Consider the following 23225-nt stretch of genomic DNA (forward strand, 5'->3'; position numbering starts at 1 on the left):
CGATCCCCATGAACAGCACCATCTATGCGGTATCGGTCTGGGTGGTGCCGCTCGTGATCGCCATCACCTTCCACGAGGCCGCCCACGGCTTTGTCGCGCACCGGCTCGGCGACGATACGGCCTGGCATCTCGGCCGGGTCAGTTTCAACCCGCTCAAGCATATCGATCCGTTCGGCACGCTATTGTTGCCGGCCTTCCTGTTGCTGTCCCACTCGCCGTTCCTGTTCGGCTATGCCAAGCCGGTACCGGTAAATTTTCGCAGGCTGAACCATCCCCGGATCGACAGCGTCTGGGTGGCGCTGGCCGGACCCGCCACCAACATCGTGCTCGCTCTGGTTGCGGCGGCGGCCTTCCATCTGCTGGACTATGCTCCGCCCAACGCCGCGGCGTGGATCGCCGACAACCTCAAAAATGCCCTCGTTATCAACGTCGTACTCGCCATTTTCAACATGATACCGATTCCGCCGCTCGACGGCGGCCGGGTCGCGGTCGGCCTGCTGCCGAATGTGCTGGCAATGCCGCTTTCCCGGCTGGAACCCTATGGCATGCTGATCCTGATCGGACTTCTGATCATCCTGCCTTGGCAGACAGCCAGCTCGGTCTAAATCTTGATGTGATTTCGGCGATACTGCGAACGGCGACCGGCTATGTGATCCGGCTACTTCTCGTGGTCACCGGGAACGCGTAGTTCAGCTAGACCCGTCGATTAGAGTGGATGACTTTTCTTCGAATCGTCATCCATCTCTTTATTTTTTGTTCGAGCATGAGGCGACCTTGATCAAAGCGGCCGACATGTTGATTGCGCGACGGGCCGATACCAAGGCCCGGACGGACTTCGCAACCTGGAAAATGATGGCCAAATTGAACGGCGCCGACACGCTGCCCGTCGAAGCCCAGCACTTTCTCGCCAGCTACAAGGCGCTACTCGATAAAACAGCGGAACCCGAGGCGACCGATACCACCATCAACCTGATGTACCGGGCTTATTACGCCGAGATGGGCGGACATGGCACGCCCCCCGACATCCGGGCCCATTTGCAGGAGCCGGTGACCGACAACGTCACGGCGTTCAAACGCCCGTCGCCGCAACGATCAAAGAACAAAGGCGGCGCGAGCGGAAAACCCAGGCTGCCTGTGGCGCTGATTTTCGCCTGCCTTGTCGTCGTCTATGTCGGGTTTCGATATTTCTGGCGATAGAGTCTGTTGACGCGCCTTCTTCACGCGAACCGGAATCCCCGCCCGCTTTCCGGATCATGCGCTATTTGTTGGCCTTGAAATTAACGTCCAGGCTGTAATGGAACTCGTCATCGGTCAATTTCGCAGGCGGGCGCGGCACCGGGTCGGACCGCTGGACCATGGAAATGGCCGCTTCATCGTAAAGCGGATCTCCGGATGATTCCAGAACGTTGACGGAGACGACGTGGCCAAGGCGATTCAGCACCAAATTCACCTTGACCTTGGCGTCCTTGCTTTTCTCGACTTTGGGATAGCGCTTGTGAAGCTCGAAATAGGCGCTGATCTGCCGGCCCCAATCCGCCGTGAGCTTCAGCTTGTCCTTGCCGATGCCGAGGTTAGGCGCCTTCACCGCCTCGGATTCGCGCGAATCTTCCAACGTCTGCCGAGCGGTCGCCTCCTGCGCGACCGATTCCTGTGAAGCCGCGGTCTGCACGGTCTCGACTTTCGGATCGTCTTCGGTCGGTTTCTTGGCTTGGTTCTCCGTCACGACGCGATCGGGATCCTCGCTCTCGTCCGGCGTGTCCTGCGGCAGATCGGTCGGCTTGATTTCGGCCTTCTGCTCCGCGAGCGCCGGCGAGGCGACCGAGGCGTCGGCGTCCGGGCCCGGCGGCAAATCGCTGTCCTCGACATGCGGCGATTCCAGTTCGACCCCGACTTCAACCGCATTGGCGCCGAGGGAATCGTCGCCGTCGTCGGACGACATATGCGCGACCGCGAGCGCCGCGCCGCCGAGATGAAGCGCCAGCGCGCCGACGGCGGCTAAAATCCAGAGCCGCCGGGACGGTTTTTGCTCAAGCACCAGGTCGGACATGGGCTAAGGTTTGGGGCTTTGGGACGCGGATGGCTGCGCGGAATCATCCGGAACGCCCTCGAGCGCCACCAGTTTCATCCGGTAGTTTCCCTTGCGCAGCAGTTCGAGCACGTCCATCAATTCGCCATAAGGCACCTGGCGGTCGGCGCGAACGAACACCAGCCGTTGCGGATTGCTTGCGGACGAGGAATCGAGCGTGTTGATCAGATCGGTGCGCTTGACCGAGGTTTCCCCGATCGCCAGCGTCAGGTCGGGCTTGATGCTGACATAGACCGGCTTGTCCGGCTTCTTCTGCGGGTTCGCGGTCGAGGTCGGTAGATCGATCGGAAGGTCGACGGTCGACAGCGGCGCCGCCACCATGAAGATGATCAGAAGAACAAGAATGACATCGATGAAGGGCGTGACGTTGATGTCATGCGTCTCGCCGAAATCGTCATCGTCATCCAGGTCGCCATTTCCGAGCGCGATGGCCATCGCCTACTCCGCCGCGGTGCGTGAACGCGTGCTGCTATGGGTACGATCGAGATCGCGCGACAGCAACCGCGCTGCGGCGCCGGACGCGCGGCTGACCAGTTCGAGATAGGATTTGGTCAGGCGCGCAAAGTGGTTGTAGATGATGACCGCCGGGATCGCGGCAACCAGGCCGATCGCGGTGGCCAGCAGCGCTTCGGCAATGCCCGGCGCGACCACCGCGAGATTCGTCGTCTGCGATTTCGAGATGCCGATAAAGCTGTTCATGATGCCCCAGACGGTACCGAACAGGCCGACGAACGGCGACGTCGCGCCGATACTGGCCAGCAGTCCCATGCCGATCCTGATCCGGCGCCCTTCGGCGCGAACGATTTCGGCAAAGCTCGATGCGGCGCGTTCCTTGATGCCGTCATCGCTAGAAATGCCCGCCGACAACCGCGCCTCGTTCATCGCCGCGGCGAGCAACGCCGACAATACGCTGTCCTTGGCGCCCAGCGCGAACTGCGCCTCCGCCAGCGATCGCGAATCCTTGATCCTGGCCAGCGCCGCGCGCACCCTGGTCTGGATCACCGACAATTCGATCGTCTTGGCGATGAAGATGGTCCAGGTCGCCAGCGAGGCCAAGGCCAGCCCGACCATGACGATCTTGACGATGATGTCCGCCGACAGGAACATCGACCAGGGCGACAATTCGTACGGCACCACGATTCCGGACTTCAGCGCCCGGCCAGCGCCATCCGCGGAAGCGGTCGCATCGGAGGCCGCCGGCGCCGCGACGGACTGGGCGGCGGTTGCGGGCTGAGCAGCATTTGATGGCGCGGCAGGAGGCGGCAGCGCCTGGACCATCGATGACGAAGCAGACGCCGGTGCGGAAACAGCGGCCTGCGCCGGTGCCGCCGGTTGCGTCGCGGTAACAGGCGGCCGCGATATCGCCGGAGCCTGCGGCGAGCCCTGAGCCTGGGTTTGGGCCTGCTGGGCCGCCGGGACGATATTCTGCTGCGCGAACAGTGGCGATACAGACGTAAGCATCGCCAGCGCCAGGATTGCGGCGCCTATCGCGCGGAACGGTAAGATGTTCATACTTCGGCCCAGTAGCGGATCAGATTGTGATAGATGCCGGTCAATTTGACCGTTTCAGGGTCGTCTCTTCCGAGACGCGGCACCAGAGCCTGAATCGCGGTGTCGAGGTCGAAAATCAGGCTGCGGGCATTGGCATCCCGTATCATGCTCTGCAGCCAGAAAAAAGACGCAACGCGCGCGCCTCTCGTTACCGGCGTGACCATATGCAAACTAGACGCAGGATAAAGTACGAGATCGCCTGCGGGCAGCTTGATTTCATGCGATCCGTAGAGATCTTCGACGACAAGCTCGCCGCCGTCGTATTCGTCCGGCTCCGATAAAAATAACGTGACCGACAGATCGGTGCGGATGCGCAACCCGGTCAGATGATCGCCGCGGACCGCGTTATCGACGTGGATTCCGAAATGGTGACCGCCGGTGGCCGCGTAACGGTTGAACAAGGGCGGGAAGATCTGCAGCGGCACCGCGGCGGAGATGAACCGCGGATTGGCCGTCAGCGCCGAGACAATGCGATTGCCGAGCTTGCGGGCAACCTCGCTGTCGGGCGGCAATTGTTCGTTACGCTTCACCATCGCCGACTGCGCGCCGGCGGTCGAGCGTCCGTCCTCCCACGCACTCTCGTCCATGATGCGGCGGAAATCCGCCACATCACTCTTGCTCAGCACATTGGGAACACAGATCAGCATGATCGGATGTCAGAACCTCGCCGAGATCATCACGGACGCCGTGCGGCCGGGCGCTTCCAGAACGAACGGGGTCGCGCTCTGATACAGTCCGAGGTAGTAGAGCTTGTTGAAGATGTTGTTGACGAACAGCTTCACCGTCCAGTTCTTGTCGATCTTCGCCTCGGCGAACGCATCGAAACGCCAGAAGCTCGGGATCGACGTTCCCTGGTTGGCGGCAAGCAAGGTGCCGCCGTACATCTTGGAACGATAGACGGCCTGTCCGCCAACCTCCCACCTGTCGTCGATCTGATATTTGCTGAGCAGGCTGAACGACTGATTGGCGATGTTGGCAAGCGGCAGGCCAACATTGGTGGAGTACAATGCGGTGTTGGCCGGGGAAACCAGCGACTTCGTCACCTCCGAGTGCATCAGCACCAGACCGCCGAACACACTCCATTTGTCAGTGATCTTGCCACTGACTTCGAGGTCGACCCCGCGAATTTGATAGGCTGCACCGGCTGAGATGATCGGAACGTTTTGACCGTTCTGTGTTACGTTAACTGACTCACGCGCGTTGGTGACATCGGTCTGGAATAGTGCGCCGCTCACCAGCAGATGACGATCAAACAACTCCCATTTATTGCCAACCTCGATCGCCGAATTCTTCATTGGCCCAAATATCTGGTTCGAGTTGCCGGCGATAACGGGCGCCACACCTCCATAGTTCGCGCTGGTGCCATCAAATTCGGAACCCACCGGGTCCGATGACGTCGCATAGGCGGCATAGACACTGGTAATCGGGAGTGGCTTCAGGGTGAGGCCCAAATTGAAGTTTGGCATCCCAAATTCCGCGGCTGGCGCCCCCCAAGAGTTGAGATTTGGAACACCACCCGACGAGCCGAAGCCACTTACCTTCAAATTGTAATCGTCGTAGCGAACGCCACCATTAAGGATCAGGACATCACGGTAATTCACGCTATCCATCAAATAGCCGCTCGTGGTGTCGATAGCGATCTTCGTCGGCACCCCTGTAAGCGATGGCGTTGGAAACGGCGCAAGCGTGTATTGTGGATTGTAGATACTGACGCTGGTCGGAGATCCACTGCCGCTATAGGCGTTGCCAACGGCTTCTGAAGTCAGGCCGGTATAAGAGTCGATGCTGGAGGTCTCGCGGGACACTTCGACGCCAGCAACCGCGGTGTGATGCCAGCCATCGGTGTCGAACTTGTAGGTCGCCTCGGTCTGGTTATCGACCACGTCAGTCGGCTGGTAGCGACTCTGAGGATTGGCGGTAAATGTTCCGCTCGCGTTGACGGGCGATTCAGGAATCGTCCCGATGTAGTTCAGCAGCGAGTGCGACGCCCTTACCTTGTCGCTGATAACCAAATCGGGGTTGATCTGGACTTCGGTGTTGAGCGTGCCGATGTCCTGATGCACCGAGTAGAAATCGCGGTTGGCGAAACCGTAGAAATTGTCGCGATTGACGCCATAACTCGGGAACGGTCCGCCGGCCGTGGTCGTAAACGGCAGGCCGCCGGCCAAGGTGGTTCCCACGGATCCCGGCCGATAATACGGCACTCCGAAATCCGGCAATCCGTGGATGTCGGTGTGAACGTAGTCGGCACTGACCTTCACGGCGTCCACGGGTGTCCATTTCAGCGCCACGAAGCCGCCGCCGCGATCATCCGTGGTGAAATTCCGGCCAGCAACATCAGCGTCCTGAAACACACCGCCGGCGCGGATCGCCAGCGTCGGGTTGATCACCTGGTTGACGTCGAGCGTGACACGCTTGGTGGCGTCCGTCCCGAACGTCGTATCCATGTTGTAGAAGCTGTTTTCGGTGGTCGCCTGCTTGGTGACGATATTGATCGCGCCACCCGTGGTGCCGCGGCCGGCGAATGACGAGCCGGGACCGCGCAGGATCTCGATCTGCTCGGTGAAGAAATTCTCGCGGACGCTGACGCCGGAATCGCGGATGCCGTCGATGAAGACGTCATTGCGGGTGTCGAAGCCGCGAACGAAAAACCGGTCGCCAAAGGCGTTGCCGCCCTCGCCGGTTCCGAGCGTCACGCCGGCGGTGTTCAGGACCGCCTGCTTCAACGACGTGGCGTTCTCGTCCGCCAGCACTTCCTTGCTGAGCACGGTGACGGTTTTCGGCGTGTTCAAGAGCGGCTCGGGAAATTTGCCGGAAGCCTGCAGGTGATCGACCTTGTAGGGCGCCGCCGCATCCGCATAAGGGTTGCGATCCGCGCTCAAGGTGCCGGCGTTGGGAAATGGCACCGGCGCGGCCTGCGTGGGCTGCGTCCGGCGGGCCGCGCGGCGCAGGGCATTGCGGGCGCGGATCTGATCTGGTGTCGGCTTCGCGGTAGCCGGACGCGGACGATCGACAGAGGGCGCGACGGTCACCGGAGGGAGAGGATTCTGCTGGGCTTCCGCGCTCGAAAACGAAGCGACGGCCATCAAGCCTGCGACCGCCGAAACCTTGCGGCCTGAATAGGTGTCAAACTTTTCGCTAGCCGAGTTGATCGCCGCGTTCGGACGCAGTGACCTCGGCATCTTTGCCGTATTCATGATGTCTGCCCCACTGACCAAATTCAGTTCGCTCATGCACCCCATAGCGATGAGCGACTGCATGTTGGTTATCGGGCGCAAAAAATCGGGTCAATGCGAATGCAACCACAGCATGCTTGAATCGATCCAGATCAAAACGATTCTAAATTAGAGTTTAAAACCATTCTAAATTGAGATTTGAAGCATTCTAAAACCGACCTGGAATTTAGCTGAAAATCGGGCTTTTACGGCCGACGCTGGCGCGAATCTCCGTCAATCGACGCTCGGCGGCTTCATCAGCGAGAACAACTCATCGACAGTCTGTTGCGCCGTCTGCCGCACACGATCACTGTTTTCCATTCCTGCGATCTTGATTCCCTTCACCACGGCCCTGATCTCGTCGCGAAAGTCGGTAAGAAATCGCAACGGATCCGGCGAATCATTGGCAACGCGCGCAATCAAGCCGGTGATCAAGATCTGACAGGCGATCATGCGTCCGTTCAACTCATCCATCATGTACTCCCGGCCATCGACGTTCAGCGCAAAGTTTCGCGTCGCGATATGAATGACAGCCGCCCCGGTGACAACCGGATCGACGGATTTGAATTTAGAAGGCTTTTAGATTGCGAGTCGGCGCATCCCGCACCCATGCTGGCCGGCCGCTGCCTGTCAGTGACGACCTGTCCGTTGACGACTTGGCAGGCTTACTTGTTGATAAGCCTATTTGGCGGCGACATGACCAGGATCGGCAAGGCTTTTGATCCGGTCCTTGATATCGCGGAGCGTATCGAGGCTGGCCTGGATCGAGGCCGACGGAACATCCTGCAACACCTCGGTTGCGATGGAGTCGCGCAGGCTGTCGAGATCGTCGACGAGCTGTCGGCCGGCTGCGGTCAGGAACAATCGGTTGGCGCGCCGGTCCTTCGGGTCATGGCGCCGCTCGACCAGGCCATGCTCGACCAGGCGGTCGAGCAGGCGCACCAGCGAGATCGGCTGTAGTTCAAGTACATCCGCCAGATCGACCTGCGACAGCCCCTCCTGTTCGCGCAACCGGAACAGAACGATCCACTGCGCGCGCGTCGTTCCCTGACTCTTGGCGCGATGGTCGATAAAGTTGCGCAGCAAGCGCGAGCTTTCGACAAGCTGTGAGACCAGTTCACGTTTTAGATCGAGGGACATGAAATCTGGGGTTCCGGAACCTGTCCAAATGTTTAGGATTTTCAAGTCATAGTGCGTTTACACATTATACGCACGCGTATTATATTTGGGCTCTCTACCAAGTCTTTTGAAGACCCTGTAATTTCGTTTTTGAACTGACGGGCCGTTCCAAGTAACCACGGGCTATCATGAGTAGATCGCGAACGATTACCTGGGTTGTGCTGATCGCGGCTATCGCGGCAGCAGGTTATTATGGCTGGCAGCGTTACAGTGGCGCCCAGGAAGCCGCGGCCCGGGCCGAAGCGCAAAAAAAGGTGCGCGCCGTCGGCGTCACCATCGCGCCGGTCGAGAAAGCCGACTTCCCGGTCTACCTGACCGGGCTCGGAACGGTTCAGGGCTTCAATACCGTTCTAGTGCGGACCCGCGTTGACGGCCAGATCGACAAGATCGCCTTCAAGGAAGGCCAGATGGTCAAGGAAGGCGATCTGCTCGTCGAGATCGACCCCCGGCCCTACCAGGCAACGCTTGATCAGGCCAAAGCCAAGAAAGCCCAGGACGAGGCCAACCTCGCCAACGCCAATCTGGACCTTCAGCGTTTTACCCAATTGGGCGAGTTCGCAACCAAGCAGCAGACCGACACCCAGCGCTCGACCGTTCAGCAATTGACGGCGCAGATCGAGGCCGATCAGGCCGCGATCGCCAACGCCCAGACCCAGCTCGACTACACCGCCATCAAATCACCGATTCCGGGGGTCGCGGGCCTACGCCAGGTCGACATCGGCAATATCGTCAACGCCTCGACCCAGACCGGCATCGTGACGGTCGCCCAGGTGGAACCGATTGCCGTCATTTTCACCGCGCCCGAAGAGCAGTTACCCGCTATAACGGCAGCGCAGGCGATCCGGCCGCTCCGAGTCATCGCGATCACGACCGACGGCAAGAAGCCTTTGGCCGAGGGGACGCTGGCGGTGATCAACAACCAGGTCGACTCCACCAGCGGAACGATCCGCCTCAAGGCGGTATTCGATAACAAGGACCATAATTTGTGGCCGGGTCAGTCGGTCTCGACCCGGCTGCTGGTGAATACGCTGAAGGACGCCACCGTGGTTCCGGACGATGCGATCCAGCACAGCACCAACGGCCTTTATGCCTATTCGGTCGATCAGGACAACAAGGCGGTGCTGAACAAGGTCAAGGTCAGCCAGTCGATCGACGGCCGTTCGGTGGTCGCCGAAGGACTGTCGCCGGGACAGCGCGTGATCACGGCGGGCCAGTACAAGGTCTCGCCCGGCACCCTCGTCAGTTCGGCGGTGGCCAGTTCGGATCCCGCCCAACCCAAGGTTCAGTCTGAATGAGCGAAGGGATTTCGGCACCTTTTATCCGCTATCCCATCGGCACATCGTTGATGATGGCCGGCATTCTGTTCGTCGGCCTCGTCGCCTATCCGCTGCTGCCGGTCGCTCCGCTGCCCCAGGTCGACTTCCCGACCATCCAGATCACCGCGACATTGCCCGGCGCCAGCCCCGAGACCATGGCCTCGTCGGTGGCGCAGCCGCTGGAGCGGCAGTTCGCGCAGATTCCCGGCATCGCCCAGATGACCTCGACGAGCTATCTGGGCACCGCGGCCGTCACCATCCAGTTCGACCTCAACCGCAGCATCGACGGCGCCGCCAACGACGTGCAGGGCGGCATCAACGCCGCCAGCGGACAATTGCCGAAGAGCCTGCCCTCGCCGCCGACCTACCGCAAGGTCAACCCGGCAGACTCGCCGATCTTGCTGTTGTCGGCAACGTCGGACTCGCTGCCGCTGACCACGGTCAGCGACGCCGTGGACGCCCAGCTCGCGCAGCAGATCAGCCAGATTTCCGGCGTCGCGCAGGTCACCATCGGCGGTCAGCAAAAGCCGTCGATCCGCGTTCAGATCGATCCGGCGAAACTGGTCGCCAAAGGACTGTCGCTGGAAGACGTCCGCACCGTCATCACGAACACGACCGTCGACAGCCCGAAAGGCAATATCGACGGCACAACGAAAGCCTACACGATCTACGCCAACGATCAGTTGCTGGATTCCAAGGACTGGAACGACGTCATCGTCGCCTACCGCAATGGCGGACCGTTGCGGATTCGCGATATCGGCACGGCCGTGACCGGTCCCGAAGACGCCAAGCAGGCGGCATGGGCCAACGGCAAGCGCGGCGTGTTCCTGGTGGTCTACAAGCAACCCGGCGCCAACGTCATCGACACCGTCGACAAGATCAAATCGCTGCTGCCGAGGCTGGTGGCCGCGATCCCGCCCGCGATCAAGATCGCGGTCATCAGCGACCGCACCCAGACCATCCGCGCCGCGGTCAAGGACGTGCAGTTCACGCTGCTGCTGACCATCGCGCTGGTCGTCATGGTCATCTTCCTGTTCCTGCGCAGTTTCTGGGCAACCGTCATTCCGACCGTGACGGTTCCGCTCGCATTGCTCGGCGCCTGCGCGCTGATGTGGGTATTCGGCTACACGCTCGACAATCTGTCGTTGATGGCCCTGACCATCGCCGTCGGATTCGTGGTCGACGACGCCATCGTGATGCTGGAGAACATCACCCGCTATATCGAGGAAGGCGAAAAGCCGCTCGCCGCGGCGCTCAAGGGTTCCAGCGAAATCGGCTTCACCATCGTCTCGATCAGCATTTCGCTGGTCGCTGTGCTGATCCCGCTGCTCCTGATGGGCGGCATCATCGGACGCCTGTTCCGCGAATTCGCAGTGACCCTGACGATGACGATTTTCGTCTCGATGGTAGTGTCGCTGTCGCTGACGCCGATGATGGCGTCCCGGTTCCTGCGCGTGCATAGCGAAGAGAAGCACGGCCGCTTCTACCAGTGGAGCGAGCGCGGTTTCGATGCGATGCTCCACGCCTATGAGCGCGCCCTCGACGTCGCGCTGCGCTGGCGCTTCACGACGCTGATGATCTTCTTCGCGACACTGGCGCTGTCGGTCTACCTGTTCATCATCATTCCCAAGGGCTTCTTTCCCCAGCAGGACGTCGGCCTGATTTCAGGCACGTCGGAAGCTTCACAGGATATTTCCTTTGCCGCCATGAAGGAGCGGCAGGAAGCACTCGGCAAGATCGTGCTGTCCGACCCCGACGTCGCCAGCGTGGCCATGAACATCGGCGGCAGCGGCCGGGCCGGCAACAACGGAAATATCTTCATTACGCTGAAGCCGCGCGAAGAACGCAGCGCCAATGCGATGCAGATCATTTCCCGCCTGCGTCCCAAGCTCGAACAGGTCCAGGGCGCGAAGCTGTTCATGCAGGCGGCGCAGGACGTGCGGCTCGGCGGCCGGCCGACGCGAACGCAATTCGAGTTCACGCTGCAGGACGCCAATCTGGACGAGCTCAGCGAATGGGCGCCGAAGATCCTGGCCAGGATGCAGACCCTGCCCGAGTTGCGCGACGTCGCGACCGACCAGCAGAGCGAAGGCACCACGCTGCAACTGAACATCAACCGCGACACCGCATCGCGTTATGGCATCACGCCGCAATTGATCGACGACACGCTGTACGACGCATTCGGGCAGCGCGAGGTGACGCAGTATTTCACCCAGCTCAACAGCTACCATGTGATCCTGGAAATCCTGCCCGAGTTGCAGCAGAGCCTCGACATCCTCAACAAGCTCTATGTCAAGTCGCCGACGACCGGCGAGCAGGTGCCGTTGGCGACGTTCGCGAACTGGAGCAGCGTGCCGGTTCGTCCGCTTTCGATCAGCCACCAGGGCCAGTTCCCGGCCATCACCATCAGCTTCAACCTCGGCCAGGGCATCGCGCTTGGGCAGGCCACCGAATCCATCCAGAAAGCGATGGCCGACCTCGGCGCGCCAGAAACGCTGAATTCAAGCTTCCAGGGCACAGCGCAGGCATTCCAGCAATCGCTCGGCACCGTGCCGCTCCTGATCATGGCGGCCCTTGTCGTCGTGTACCTGATCCTCGGCATTCTCTACGAAAGCTATATTCACCCGATCACCATCCTCTCCACCCTGCCCTCGGCCGGCGTCGGCGCGCTGGCGATCCTGATGGCGTTTGGCTACGATTTCAGCCTGATCGCGTTGATCGGCGTCATCCTCCTGATCGGCATCGTGAAGAAGAACGGCATCATGATGGTCGACTTCGCGATCTCAGCCGAACGCGACCAGCATCTGTCGCCGGAGCAATCGATCCGGCAGGCGGCGCTGTTGCGGTTTCGTCCGATCATGATGACGACGATGGCGGCGATGCTGGGCGGCGTGCCGCTGATGCTGGGCACCGGCACCGGCTCGGAAATCCGCCAGCCGCTCGGTTACGCGATGGTCGGCGGCCTGATCGTGAGTCAGGCATTGACGCTGTTCACGACACCGGTGGTCTATCTCTATCTCGACAAGCTCTCGAACGCCTTCGCGAACTGGGGACGGTCCGACGACGGCGAGCGGGATCGTCACGGCGGCGAACCCGGCTCGATCAAGGAAGCCGCCGAGTGACTTGACTTTGACGGCAGCCCGGCCCATCCGGAGCGCGATTGTGGTGGGAGACGAGCCGGTGAAGATTTCTGCGAAAAATACGGTTTCTATGGTGGCCTTGGCGACCCTGGCTTTCGGTCTGGCCGGGTTCGCTCACGCCCAGAAGGCGCCCAAATCCAGCAGCACGCCGGCCCCGGCGCAGACCGCGGCAACCCCAGCCCCACCCGCGGCCGACTCCTCGCCGGCCGCAGCACCGCAATCCGGCTGGGCCGCACGCTGCGGCAGCGCAAGCCGCAACGCGCCGCTCGAATGCGCGGTCGAGGAGACGGCGGTTTTCAGCAAGACCGGCCAGGTGGCGGTGATGGTCAATATTCGCGTTCCCAGCGACACGCGCGTGCCGGTCATCCTGGCGCAATTGCCGCTCGGCATCAGCCTGCCCGGCGGTGCTGCGTTTCAGGTCGACGACGGCAAGACGACCGATTTGCAGATCCAGACCTGCGAAAACCGCGGCTGTTTCGCCAGCACGCAAATCACGCCGGACGTGCTGACGGCGCTCAGGTCAGGAAAGCAGCTCAAGGTGTCGTTTCAGAACCTCGCTAAGGAAACGATCGCTATTCCGATGCCGCTGACCGACTTTGCAGCCGCCTACGACAAGATCAAATAATCGCAAGATCGGACAATCGACCGGCTCTCGCTCACTGCCGGGCCATCTCGGCATTCCCGACGCTGTCGCCGTCAAGCTTCTGGTCGCCATGCATGGCGACCGTGACCCGCAGCAGCCGCCCGCTGAATTCGAACGGCGCATCATAATGCGACACCGGGCTGCCGCGATCGCGCCCGATATCGAGGCCGGACCACGAGATCAGATTGTGGAAGCCAAGCTGCGTCCGCAAGGAGCCTGCTGGCTCGCCATCGATCAATAGCGTGTAGGCACTGACCCCAGTGCGCGCGCCCTTGGCCGGGGGTTCCTGACGTACCAGGCGTTCGACGCGCACGCCGAGCCGGCGCGCGCCCGCGGGGACCTTGCGCTCCGAGGTGACAATCTCATGACCGCCGCCGATGTTGAGGTCATGCACCAGGAAACCGTCCTTGAGATAGAGGCTGTAGCCGGAGGTGGCATCGCCGTGCGCGATCAGGACGCCTTCCGCACCGGCCTCACCAATCTCAACATCGGCTTCGATGGTGTAGCTGCGGCTGCGCACGTCAGGCGCGACATCGGTCGGCACGTGTCCCATGCCGGCGTGAAAGACGAAATGATGGCGCGGACCATGGAACCGGGCCGCGTTCTCCGCGAAGCGCGGCCCAAAGCGGTCGTCCAGCGGCAGCACATTGTGCTTCTCCGCCTCGCTCCACCACAGCTTGATCAATTCCTCCAGCCGCTCCGGCTGTTTCGCTGCGAGATCATCGACTTCCGAGAAATCCCTCTCAAGATGGAAGAGCTCCCATTTGTCGTTCTCGAACGGCGTTCCCGGCGGATGGTAGGCGACGGCCTTCCAGCCGCCGTGCCAGAGCCCGCGATGACCGAACATCTCGAAATATTGCGCGGAAGCTTTTGAAGGGGCCAAAGGGTCCGAGATCGAGCGGGCAAAACTTTCGCCCTCGACCGGCATTTGCGGACAGCCGGCGATCTCGGCGGGCGCCTCGATTCCAACCAGTTCGAGCAAGGTCGGCGTCAGATCGGAGGCGTGGACGAACTGGTGACGCAACTCGCCTTTGGCCGCGATCCGCTTCGGCCATGACATCACGAAGGGATCTCGGATGCCGCCGCCATGGGTGTTCTGCTTGTACCGGCGCAGCGGCGTGTTGGACGCCATCGCCCAGCCGTGCGGAAAATTGCTATGCGTGTCGGGCCCGCCGATATCGTCAAGCCGCCGCAGCTTTTCCGCCAGCGGCTCCGGCCTGAAATTATAGGGCCCCATCGCATTGATGAAGCCGAGCGGTCCGCCCTCCTGGCTCGCGCCATTGTCCGAGAGCACGAGGATCAAGGTGTCGTCGCGAAGCCCGGCCTTGTCGAGAAACGCGACCAGCCGCGCCAGATGGCGGTCGGCGTGATCGAGCATGCCGGCATAGGCCGATTGCAGCCGCGTGAAGACGCGCCTCTCGTCCTCGCTGTGTTCGTCCCAGGCTTTGACGCCATCGTTGCGCGGCGGCATTTTCGTTTCCGGCGGCACCAGCCCTATCGCCTTTTGCCGCGCCAGACGCTGCTCGCGCTCGACGTCCCAGCCATGCGCGAACACCTCGTCATAGCCTTTGATGATGTCGGCGGGCGCCTGGTGCGGCGCGTGGCAGGCGCCGAGCGCGAGCCAGGTCAGCCAGGGCAGATCGGGTCGGTCGGCGATATGATCGGCGATGAAGCGGATCGACTGGTCGACCAGATCGGTCGTCAGATGATAGCCGCCGGCATAGGTGCCGGGCGGCGCGATGTGGGTGTTGTCGGAGACCAGTTCCGGCGCGTATTGATCGGTCTCGGCATCGAGGAAACCGTAGAACCGGTCGAAGCCGCGGCCCAGCGGCCAGCCGTCGAACGGGCCGGTCGCGCCACTCTCGGTCAGCGGGGTGACGTGCCATTTGCCGACCATGTAGTTGCGATAGCCGTGCGCCCGCAGCATCTCGGCAAGCGTGCCGGCCTCGCGCGCGATCTTGCCGCGGTAGCCGGGATAACCGCTGTCGAAATTGGCGAGGCAGCCGACGCCGACCGAATGGTGGTTACGCCCGGTAAGCAACGCCGCGCGCGTGGTCGAGCACATCGCGGTGGTGTGGAAGCCGCTGTAACGCAGGCCCTCGGCCGCGAGACTGTCGATGGTCGGCGTCCTGATCGGCGAGCCGTAGCAACCGAAATCGGAGAAGCCGACGTCGTCGAACAGAACGACCAGGATATTGGGCGCGCCAGCCGGCGGCTTTGGCGCGGATGGCCACCAGGGTTTCGAGCTTGCAATCGTCTTGCCGATCGTGCCGCCAAACGGCGTATCGCCAATGCTCATCGGTTTGCTCCCTGCCGTCCGGCGCGCTTTATCGCGCCAGCGCGGCCGCGTAAATGTCAGCCCGCGCCGAGATAGGCCCGCTGCACCTGCGGATCTTCGGCAAGCGCGGCGGCGGTGCCGGACAACACGCTTTTGCCGACCTGCAACACGGTCGCGAAGTCGGAGACTTCCAGCGCCAGTTCGATCGATTGTTCGGCGAGCAGGATCGTCAGCCCCTCCTTGTGCAATCGCCCGAACGTCTCATACATCGACTCCACCACGGCCGGCGCGAGACCCAGCGACGGCTCGTCCAGCATCAACAATTTCGGATCGCTCATCAGTGCCCGGCCCACCGCCAGCATCTGGCGCTCGCCGCCGGACATCGTGCCAGCACGCTGGCTGCGCCGCTCGGCGAGCCTTGGAAAGATTTCGTAGACACGCTCAAGCAGGCCTGCCGCGCGCGACTTGTCGCGCAGCGGGGTTGCGCCCAGCAACAGGTTGTTTTCGACGCTTTGCTGCACGAACAGCCGCCAGCCTTCCGGCGCCAGCGCCAGCCCCTTGCGCACGATCGCGTAGGCCGGCTGCCCGGCAATCCCCTCGCCCCGGAACGTAATCGATCCGGAATGCACCGGGATCAGCCCGGCGATGGCGTTGAGTGTCGTGGTCTTGCCGCCGCCATTGGAGCCGAGCAGCGCCACGACGCTGCCCTCGGCCACTTCGAGCGAGACATCGGACACGCCGATCAGGTCGCCGTAATGAACCTCCAGATGCTCGATCTTGAGCAGGGGCGTGCTCATGTGCCAGATCCGCCCGTCAGTTCGGCCGGTGTATGGCCCGCGGCGGCCCTGGCGGCGCGCTTGCCGAGATAGGCTTCGATGACGGCCGGATTGGCCGTGACCTCGCGCGGGCTACCATGCGCGATCTCCTTGCCCTGATGAAACACCACGACGTGCGTCGTCAGCGACATGATCACTTCCATGATGTGCTCGACGATCACCAGCGTCACGCCGGAGCGATGAATGTCGCGCACCAGATCGATGGCCAGTTGCACCTCGCGCTGGGTCAGGCCGGCCATCGCTTCGTCGAGCAGGAGGATCTTGGGTTCGGTGGCCAATGCGCGGGCGATTTCCAGCCGCTTGCGGCCGGGCGTGCCCAGCGACCGCGCCGGGGCGTCGGCCAGCCTGCTCAAGCCGACACGTTCGAGCACGGCACGCGCCCTGGTTTCGGCTTCCGCGCGACGAGAGGTGCGGAGAAACGCGCCGATCATCACATTCTCCAGCACCGTCATGCCTTCGAATGTCTGCGGCACCTGGAACGTCCGGGCGAGGCCGATATCCGCGCGGGCTTCCGGCGTCAGCTCGGTGATGTCCCGGCCCTCGAACAGGACCTTGCCGGAGGTCGTCTTCAGATCGCCGGTCAGGCAATTGAAGAAGGTGGATTTACCGGCGCCGTTCGGACCGATCAGGCCGAGAATGTCGCCCTGCTCCAGCCTGACCGAGGCCGCGTCGACGGCCTTGAAGTTGCCAAAGGCTTTGGTGACGTTGCGTGCCTCAAGGAGCATGGACCGCTCCCGCCGCCGCCTGGGTCTCCGGCGGCTTGCTGCGCCGGGTCCAGAGCCGGTTGATCAATGTCAGGATGCCGCCCGGCTGAAAACGCGCGATCAGCACGATGATCGCGCCATACAGGACGAAAGTCAGGCCCGCCCCCTTGCCGCCGAGCAGATTGTTGGAGATTTCCTCCAGCGGCACCAGGATGGCCGCGCCGACCAGCGGTCCGAACAACAGGCCCGCGCCGCCCAGCGCCGCCATGATCAGCATCTTCACGGAGATCAGGATGCCGAGCCCGGAATCCGGATCGACGAACCCGAACATCGTCGCGTAAAGCGTGCCGCCGACGCTGGTGAGGCCGGCGCTCAGCATGAAGGCGTACAGCTTGACGCGGCTGGCGCGCGCGCCCAGCGACCGCGCCGCCCGCTCGGAGTCCCGGATCGCGCGCAGATAAAAGCCCATCCGGCTGTCGGCCATCCACCAGGTAATGCCGAGCGTCAGCACCAGCACGGCCAGGAACAGATAGTAATAGGGCAACGCCGAAACGAACGAGAGATCGAACACGTTGCGCGGCACCGTCGGTCCGCTGAGGCCGACGCCGGCGCCGAGATAGTCGGTGTTGGTGACGATCAGCCTCACGAGCTCGGCCACCGCGATCGTGGCCATACTGAAATAATGGCCGGACAGCCGCAGCGTCGGCACGCCGATCACGGCGGCAATCGCGACGCTGACGATAATGCCGACGGGAATGCCGACCAGCGGCGACAGCGCGAAATGCGCGTAGGCCCCCATCGCGGCGTAGGCGCCGCAGCCGAAGAACACGACATGACCGACCGAGACCTGACCGGCATAGCCGCCGACGATATTCCAGGCGGACGCGGCAATCGCATAAAGCAGCACCAGCGCGCCGAGCCGCTGCTCGAACGGCGTGGAGAACAAAAACGGATAGGCGATTGCGATGACAAGCGCCACCAACGGCCAAAGCAAGCGGCGCATTGCGTCCTTCCCCATCAAGCCTTCCCCATCAGGCCTTGCGGCCGGAACCAGAGGAAGCAGAGGAACAGCGAGTAGACGACGATGTCCTTGTAGACGGCGCCGATCCAGTAGGCCGACAGCGATTCGATCACGCCGATCAACAGGCCAGCCACCAGCGCGCCCGGCACACTGCCGAAACCACCGAGCGACACCGTAACGAAAGCAACAATCCCCAAGGTCTCGCCGACCGTCGGCACGATGTAAAAGAACGTCGCGATCAGCGCACCCGCGATACCGGTGACGCCGGCCGCAATCGCCCAGGCGATCGCCTGCATGCTGTCGGGGCGGATCCCCATCAATTGCGCGGCGGCGGAATCCTCGGCCACCGCCAGCATCTTCGAGCCCAGCGTGGTGCGCGTGAGCAGGACATGCAGCCCACCGGTCACGATCAGGGCAACGACGCCCGCGAGCAGCCGCGAGGCCTGGATCCGGATCCCGAACACGTCATACGTGCCGCCGACGATGTTTTCCGGCAGCGAGAGAAAATTGGCGCCGAACCACCAGAAGACGGCGTAACGCAACAGCAGCGCAAGCCCGAAGGTGCCGAGGATCTGGGCCAGCATCGGGCCTTTCATGATGCTGCGGATCAGCCCGAAATAGACGATGATGCCGAGCGTCGCCAGCACCAGCACGGCGACCGGCGCGCCGACAATCGGCCCCGCGCCGAACAGCGTCCAGATCACGAAGGCGACATACATTCCGAGCATGACGAAATCGCCATGCGCGAAATTGATGATGTTCATCATGCCCCAGATCAGCGTGAGGCCCGAAGAAAACAGCGCATACACCGCGCCCAGCAACAATCCGCCGACGATCACCTGAACGAGAATGGAAGACATGAAATCGCGCGTCTTTCGATTGAAGGATTGTCCCCGGGACCGTGTCGGGCGGACGGCGGTGAAACGCGGCCGTTCGCCCCCATGCAAAAACCCCGGCAAGCATAAAAACAGGAGCGGAAACGATGTCCCCGCCCCTTAAATCCCGCTACCAGCCCTTATAGGGAAGGACCGGATCCTTCTCGGCATTGGCTTTCGGCCAAACGGCGACATAGTTCTCGCCGTCCTGCAACTGGATGATGAGGCCCGACGCAAGGATGTTCTGGCCCTTGTCGTCGAACTTCACGCCCTTGTAGCCCATCATGAGCTGATCGGGCTTGAGGTCGGTCGCCTTCAGCGCCGCCTGGATCTTGGCGGGATCGGTCGAGCCGGCGCGGTCGATCGCCTCGCACAGCACAAAGAAGGCCTGCATCTGGCGTCCGGCGGTGTCGTCCATCTCGTCGCCGCTGCGCTTCTTGTACATGTCGGCAATGATCGCAGTCGGCGAGCCCGCCGGGCCGACATTCCACGACGAGCGGTTGAACACACCTTGTGAAATCTTGCCGACCGCCTTGATGAAGGACGGATCGGAAAAGCCGGAATCGTCGGCGATCATCATCGGCGGCTTGTAGTCCAGCGACTGCATCGTCTTCTGGTAAAGGATCGCGTCGGAGGCGTAGGCGATCATGATGACGACGTCGGGCTGCTTCTCCTTGAGTTGCAGGATCTGGCTCTGCACATCGGTCGCATTGACGGCATAGGGAATGTCCAGCGCGATGCTCTGGCCGTTTTCCTTGAATACGCTGGTGATTACGCTGGCGACCGAGGTGCCGTATTCGGTGTTGTCATGCACCAGCGCGACATTGTCGGTCTTGACGCCGGCGGCCTTCATCTCCTTCAGAAAATCGAAATAAATCCTGGCGAAGTCGGTCGCCACCGGCGTGACGCGGAAGAACCATTTGAAACCGCGCTCGGTAAGATTGGCCGCGACCGATTCACCGTTGACGAACGGAATGCCATACTTCTCCGCAATCGCGCTCGCCGTCAGGGTGATGCCCGACTGGTAGGATCCGGTCAGCGCGACCACCTTCTCTTCGGTGATCAGGCGAAGCGCCTGGTTCTGGCCCGTCGCCGGGCTGCCCTGGTTGTCGGCGAACACCACCTCGACCTTGGCGCCGCCGAGACCGGCCAATCCGGCATTATTGGCAAGCGGGAAATTGCCGAACTCGGGATGCGGGTTGTTGATGATGTCCAGCGCGGTCTCGATCGCAAACTTGGCATGGATTCCGGCGCTGGCGGCATTGCCGCTCAACGGAAAGACCGCGCCGATCTTGACGGTTTTGTCCTGCGCTGAAGCTGCGCCGACCAGCGCAACAGACATCGAGGCCGCGCAAAGCAGCCGAAGCACACGCTTAAATCTCATGCTGATAGCTCTCCGAAACATTTCCATCCACCGCCAGGCCTCTTGAGGACCCGAGACGTACGAGGATCGTTGCCCTCGCCGTTTTCTTTTTAGCACGTCAACATTGCATGCCCGCCTGGCATCGGCAAGTTGCCGTCGATTTTTGCACGCAAGTATCGCTTGTGAGGTGCGGCGGTCGCAGGCCGGCCAGGCACGGTTGCCGCTCGGATAGGCAACGTCGGAGGGGGCAGTTCATCGTTAAAGGAGCAAACGCAGACTTCCAGTGCCCTCATCCGGGTCGCGCCTGCTCGCCTCGCCTGTCCCTGCCCGGTATTTCGGTTTTCCCTCGGATTGAAGTGGCGTCAGAGCCATGAAGCCGCCGGTGAGCAAGGAAAAAGCCGCCGAACTGTGGCGGCTTATCGGGTGAACGAATTCGGCCCAGCAAGGCGGCGGCGTCGGATGAGGAAGTGGGCCTCGGTGATCCAGTCGCGCATTCAGGCCGGCCGAGCTAATTCAGCCATCGCGGCGCGCCGGCTGACACGCAATCACAATATCGAGACGAATGAAGATGAGCTGGAGCGCGCTTCAGCACCTTCATGTATAGGTATCTCCCGAATGTTCGCACAAGATCATTACAGATCAGAACCGATGGGCAGACGGACGATGAAGAAACTGAATGCGATCGCGCTATTCGCTGTTCTATTCGGCATCAGCAACGGTTCTGCTCTCGCGGCCGGCGTTGCTGAAACGGAATTGATGCGAGCGGCAACCGAACTCGGCCATCAATATGATTCCAACTATGCCGCCAAGGATCCGGACGGTATGGCGTCAGTCTATGCGGCAGATGGCGTGCTGATATCGCCCGCCGGCCCCATCGTGCGCGGGCGCGCCGCTCTCCGCGACTACTATGTCAAGCGCTTTGCCTCGGGCGCGCGCGGTCATGCGATTAAGGTTCTCGAAGTACATGTTCAAGGCGATGGCGGCTACGGTATAAATAGTTTCTCTGTCAACGTTCCAGGGCCTGACGGCTCGCTGCACGAAGAACACGGCACCATTGTTGCTGTCTATCGCCACGATCCTGATGGTTGGCACATGGGCCTTGTCGGACCGAGCTTGGCACCAAACAAAAATTAGTCCGGTCGGTTCGGCCCCCGACAGGTCTTGCGGCATCCGCGGACCAGTCTAAGAGTCCTGAGTCCCAAACCTGAGTCCTGTTGAGCCCCCGGACCGCCGGCTCAGGACGGATTCCATCCCCAGGGATTCATCCTGATTCTGATTGGTAATATTCGGCAGGGATCCCCAGATCCAAACTGGAACGCAGAATTTCCGTCTACCGACCATAGTGATCGCAGCCGAACCTCCAAAGGTGATCAACCACAAGAAGCTGTTCCGGCTCTACCGGGAAGAGAAGCTTGCGGTGCGCCGCCGCGGCGGTCGCAAGCGGGCGATCGGGACCAGAGCGCCGATGACGGTGCCGATGGCGGCCGACGAGCGCTGGTCGCTCGACTTCGTGTCGGATCAGCTCACCGATGGCCGCCGCTTCCGCGTCCTCACCGTGGTTGATGATTGCACCCGCGAGTGCCTGGCGCTGGTGGCCGATACTTCGCTCTCCGGCACCCGGGTGGCGCGGGAACTGGACCGGCTGATGACGGAGCGCTGCAACCCGAAGATGGTGTTCAGCGACAATGGCAGCGAGCTGACCAGCAACGCCATCCTTACATGGGCCGATCAGAGCCGTGTCGCATCGCACTACATCGCGCCGGGCAAGCCCATGCAGAATGCTTCATCGAGAGCTTCGACGGCCGTCTGCGGGATGAATTGTTGAACGAGACGCTGTTCACGTCGCTGGCCCAGGCTCGCGTCGCGCTCGGATGCTGGCGGGCCGATTACAACGACGCACGACCACACTCGCAGTTCGGATGGAAGACGCCGTCCGAGTTCGCCTTCACCTCCCACTCGCGCCGGGATCTGGCGCTGCGCTATGCCGATGGCTCCGCGCCAGCTCCCGTCGCTACCACCGCCCAACCGGGCAAACCCAACTGTCAGGGCGAACTCAAGACTGGATAAAACTTGGGGGCAAGGTCACCGTAACCGAACTGCGGAATGTCCGCAGTTCGGTTCCATGCCGAAAGCTTCACAATCTGCAAATTTGCAGAAGGTCGCCGAAAACCGGTACCGTTGCTGAACCAGTTTCTGGTCCTTCTGACCGGGCGGCGCCGATAGTGCGGCAAAAGCTGCGCATGTGCAGGATTTGCCAAGATCCGAAATATAGTTCCAACCTGGAACAATTTCGTAGGCGTCCGGCGCTTCCGAAGAGTTGGAAACCGGTTCCCTGACGGTACGGCAATTCGATGAACAGCCGTTCAGAAAATTATTTCCTCCTCTTGAGGCTTTTAGCCTACTAAGCGTCTATCCAATCAACGGAGGAAATTCGGATGAAGGCACTTACACTCGCACTTGTTACAATTCTCGCAGTCGCAATCGCAGCACCCTCGATTGCCAGCGCTAGAGGCCGAGGCCACGATCATCACCATCATCGGCATCACAGCCTGCTGCACAAGATCCTGCACTAACGAAAAAGGCCCCTTAACTGGGGCCTTTTTTACACCTTCAAACCCTTGCGGATGAAAGCCAGGAAAGCGCATCGGTGCCGCTCGATGTGTGAATGTTTTACCGCCGGTAAAGCCGGTCGGTATCTACCGGCGGTTTGCAAAGCGCAGGCTGGCTCTGACGTGAGCGTTTGGCATGTCACGCCGAGTCCCGAAGCCCCGCTTCCGGGCAGCGCACACAGAAGTGCCACGTGAGATCTTTACCGGTTCGCTCGTTGGCGCAGCGGTGTTCGACCACGATGGTTGAGATGGCTTCATCCCGTTCCAGACTGTCCCTGCACCAACAATGCACATGCCTTTCAGATCCGGCGTCGGTCGTTACTGGCGGCAACTTGGTGCTCGCTGTTGGTGCCAGGGAGGTATCACGCCGATACTGTGGGATTGGGAGGCCCGAACCCAAAGCTCTAGA

Annotated in this window: 18 protein-coding genes and 2 pseudogenes; 7 read left to right on the forward strand and 13 right to left on the reverse strand. The window is 61.7% G+C overall.

Going from position 1 to position 23225, the window contains the following annotated elements:
- The first annotated feature begins 8 nt into the window (after positions 1-8).
- Both HB630_RS23210 and HB630_RS23215 read left to right on the forward strand, forming a co-directional pair.
- Positions 9-688: pseudogene (locus HB630_RS23210) on the forward strand (site-2 protease family protein).
- Positions 689-774: 86 nt separating this feature from the next.
- Positions 775-1197 carry a hypothetical protein gene (locus HB630_RS23215; RefSeq protein WP_249780992.1) on the forward strand — a complete coding sequence of 141 codons (423 nt, stop codon included), beginning with the start codon at positions 775-777 and terminating at the stop codon, positions 1195-1197.
- 61 nt (positions 1198-1258) lie between these two features.
- Here HB630_RS23215 and HB630_RS23220 read toward each other — a convergent pair whose 3' ends face one another.
- The 7 genes from HB630_RS23220 to HB630_RS23250 all read right to left on the reverse strand — a co-directional run bounded on the left by HB630_RS23220 (position 1259) and on the right by HB630_RS23250 (position 7992).
- Complete coding sequence (locus HB630_RS23220; RefSeq protein WP_213774948.1) at positions 1259-2047, reverse strand: TonB family protein; 789 nt, start codon at positions 2045-2047, stop codon at positions 1259-1261.
- Between the two features lie 3 nt (positions 2048-2050).
- Positions 2051-2521, reverse strand: coding sequence for a TonB system transport protein ExbD (gene exbD / locus HB630_RS23225; protein ID WP_213774950.1), 471 nt, complete (start codon positions 2519-2521; stop codon positions 2051-2053).
- A gap of 3 nt (positions 2522-2524) precedes the next feature.
- Positions 2525-3598, reverse strand: coding sequence for a tonB-system energizer ExbB (gene exbB, locus HB630_RS23230; protein ID WP_213774952.1), 1074 nt, complete (start codon positions 3596-3598; stop codon positions 2525-2527).
- Entirely contained in the window at positions 3595-4284 is a 690-nt protein-coding gene (locus HB630_RS23235) for a Fe2+-dependent dioxygenase (protein WP_213774954.1), read from the reverse strand. Before HB630_RS23235 ends, exbB begins: the two co-directional genes overlap by 4 nt.
- 9 nt (positions 4285-4293) lie before the next feature.
- On the reverse strand, positions 4294-6834 hold the full coding sequence (locus HB630_RS23240) for a TonB-dependent receptor (RefSeq protein WP_213774956.1): 2541 nt from the start codon (positions 6832-6834) through the stop codon (positions 4294-4296).
- A gap of 252 nt (positions 6835-7086) precedes the next feature.
- Positions 7087-7326 (reverse strand): hypothetical protein, encoded by a 240-nt coding sequence (locus HB630_RS23245; protein ID WP_213774958.1) that lies wholly within the window; start codon positions 7324-7326, stop codon positions 7087-7089.
- Positions 7327-7533: 207 nt separating this feature from the next.
- Positions 7534-7992 (reverse strand): MarR family transcriptional regulator, encoded by a 459-nt coding sequence (locus HB630_RS23250; protein WP_213774959.1) that lies wholly within the window; start codon positions 7990-7992, stop codon positions 7534-7536.
- Positions 7993-8159: 167 nt separating this feature from the next.
- Here HB630_RS23250 and HB630_RS23255 point away from each other — a divergent pair, with 167 nt between their 5' ends.
- From HB630_RS23255 to HB630_RS23265, 3 genes are all read left to right on the forward strand, one after another.
- Complete coding sequence (locus HB630_RS23255) at positions 8160-9326, forward strand: efflux RND transporter periplasmic adaptor subunit (RefSeq protein ID WP_213774961.1); 1167 nt, start codon at positions 8160-8162, stop codon at positions 9324-9326.
- The gene (locus tag HB630_RS23260; protein WP_213774963.1) at positions 9323-12469 is read left to right on the forward strand and encodes an efflux RND transporter permease subunit; all 3147 of its coding nucleotides are present in this window, start codon (positions 9323-9325) and stop codon (positions 12467-12469) included. The genes HB630_RS23255 and HB630_RS23260 overlap by 4 nt, the downstream gene beginning before the upstream one ends.
- An 88-nt stretch (positions 12470-12557) precedes the next feature.
- Positions 12558-13112, forward strand: a complete 555-nt coding sequence (locus HB630_RS23265; RefSeq protein WP_213775013.1) for an invasion associated locus B family protein — start codon at positions 12558-12560, stop codon at positions 13110-13112.
- Between the two features lie 31 nt (positions 13113-13143).
- Here HB630_RS23265 and HB630_RS23270 read toward each other — a convergent pair whose 3' ends face one another.
- From HB630_RS23270 to HB630_RS23295, 6 genes are all read right to left on the reverse strand, one after another.
- Positions 13144-15429: an arylsulfatase gene (locus HB630_RS23270; RefSeq protein ID WP_213774965.1), complete on the reverse strand. Its 2286-nt coding sequence runs from the start codon at positions 15427-15429 to the stop codon at positions 13144-13146.
- A 56-nt stretch (positions 15430-15485) separates the two neighbouring features.
- A complete protein-coding gene (locus tag HB630_RS23275) occupies positions 15486-16205 on the reverse strand; it encodes an ABC transporter ATP-binding protein (protein WP_213774966.1) in 720 nt (239 codons plus the stop codon).
- Entirely contained in the window at positions 16202-16969 is a 768-nt protein-coding gene (locus tag HB630_RS23280) for an ABC transporter ATP-binding protein (RefSeq protein WP_213774968.1), read from the reverse strand. Before HB630_RS23280 ends, HB630_RS23275 begins: the two co-directional genes overlap by 4 nt.
- Positions 16959-17951, reverse strand: a complete 993-nt coding sequence (locus HB630_RS23285) for a branched-chain amino acid ABC transporter permease (RefSeq protein WP_213774970.1) — start codon at positions 17949-17951, stop codon at positions 16959-16961. Before HB630_RS23285 ends, HB630_RS23280 begins: the two co-directional genes overlap by 11 nt.
- 14 nt (positions 17952-17965) lie before the next feature.
- On the reverse strand, positions 17966-18829 hold the full coding sequence (locus HB630_RS23290; RefSeq protein ID WP_213774972.1) for a branched-chain amino acid ABC transporter permease: 864 nt from the start codon (positions 18827-18829) through the stop codon (positions 17966-17968).
- A gap of 145 nt (positions 18830-18974) precedes the next feature.
- The gene (locus HB630_RS23295; RefSeq protein WP_213774974.1) at positions 18975-20228 is read right to left on the reverse strand and encodes an ABC transporter substrate-binding protein; all 1254 of its coding nucleotides are present in this window, start codon (positions 20226-20228) and stop codon (positions 18975-18977) included.
- 456 nt (positions 20229-20684) lie between these two features.
- Here HB630_RS23295 and HB630_RS28790 point away from each other — a divergent pair, with 456 nt between their 5' ends.
- Positions 20685-21341, forward strand: coding sequence for a DUF4440 domain-containing protein (locus HB630_RS28790; RefSeq protein WP_213774975.1), 657 nt, complete (start codon positions 20685-20687; stop codon positions 21339-21341).
- Positions 21342-21573: 232 nt separating this feature from the next.
- Positions 21574-22274: pseudogene (locus tag HB630_RS23305) on the forward strand (IS3 family transposase); the annotation flags it as partial.
- Positions 22275-23225: the final 951 nt, after the last annotated feature.

Origin of the sequence: Bradyrhizobium sp. dw_78 (assembly GCF_018449525.1) — a bacterium.
Classification (GTDB): domain Bacteria; phylum Pseudomonadota; class Alphaproteobacteria; order Rhizobiales; family Xanthobacteraceae; genus Bradyrhizobium.

Bases quoted from the DNA above. Each gene is read 5' to 3' on its own strand.
- HB630_RS23220 (WP_213774948.1), bottom strand. From the start codon at position 2,047: ATGTCCGACCTGGTGCTTGAGCAAAAACCGTCCCGGCGGCTCTGGATT.
- exbD (WP_213774950.1), bottom strand. From the start codon at position 2,521: ATGGCCATCGCGCTCGGAAATGGCGACCTGGATGACGATGACGATTTC.
- exbB (WP_213774952.1), bottom strand. From the start codon at position 3,598: ATGAACATCTTACCGTTCCGCGCGATAGGCGCCGCAATCCTGGCGCTG.
- HB630_RS23235 (WP_213774954.1), bottom strand. From the start codon at position 4,284: ATGCTGATCTGTGTTCCCAATGTGCTGAGCAAGAGTGATGTGGCGGAT.
- HB630_RS23240 (WP_213774956.1), bottom strand. From the start codon at position 6,834: ATGAATACGGCAAAGATGCCGAGGTCACTGCGTCCGAACGCGGCGATC.
- HB630_RS23245 (WP_213774958.1), bottom strand. From the start codon at position 7,326: ATGGATGAGTTGAACGGACGCATGATCGCCTGTCAGATCTTGATCACC.
- HB630_RS23250 (WP_213774959.1), bottom strand. From the start codon at position 7,992: ATGTCCCTCGATCTAAAACGTGAACTGGTCTCACAGCTTGTCGAAAGC.
- HB630_RS23255 (WP_213774961.1), top strand. From the start codon at position 8,160: ATGAGTAGATCGCGAACGATTACCTGGGTTGTGCTGATCGCGGCTATC.
- HB630_RS23260 (WP_213774963.1), top strand. From the start codon at position 9,323: ATGAGCGAAGGGATTTCGGCACCTTTTATCCGCTATCCCATCGGCACA.
- HB630_RS23265 (WP_213775013.1), top strand. From the start codon at position 12,558: ATGGTGGCCTTGGCGACCCTGGCTTTCGGTCTGGCCGGGTTCGCTCAC.
- HB630_RS23270 (WP_213774965.1), bottom strand. From the start codon at position 15,429: ATGAGCATTGGCGATACGCCGTTTGGCGGCACGATCGGCAAGACGATT.
- HB630_RS23275 (WP_213774966.1), bottom strand. From the start codon at position 16,205: ATGAGCACGCCCCTGCTCAAGATCGAGCATCTGGAGGTTCATTACGGC.
- HB630_RS23280 (WP_213774968.1), bottom strand. From the start codon at position 16,969: ATGCTCCTTGAGGCACGCAACGTCACCAAAGCCTTTGGCAACTTCAAG.
- HB630_RS23285 (WP_213774970.1), bottom strand. From the start codon at position 17,951: ATGCGCCGCTTGCTTTGGCCGTTGGTGGCGCTTGTCATCGCAATCGCC.
- HB630_RS23290 (WP_213774972.1), bottom strand. From the start codon at position 18,829: ATGTCTTCCATTCTCGTTCAGGTGATCGTCGGCGGATTGTTGCTGGGC.
- HB630_RS23295 (WP_213774974.1), bottom strand. From the start codon at position 20,228: ATGAGATTTAAGCGTGTGCTTCGGCTGCTTTGCGCGGCCTCGATGTCT.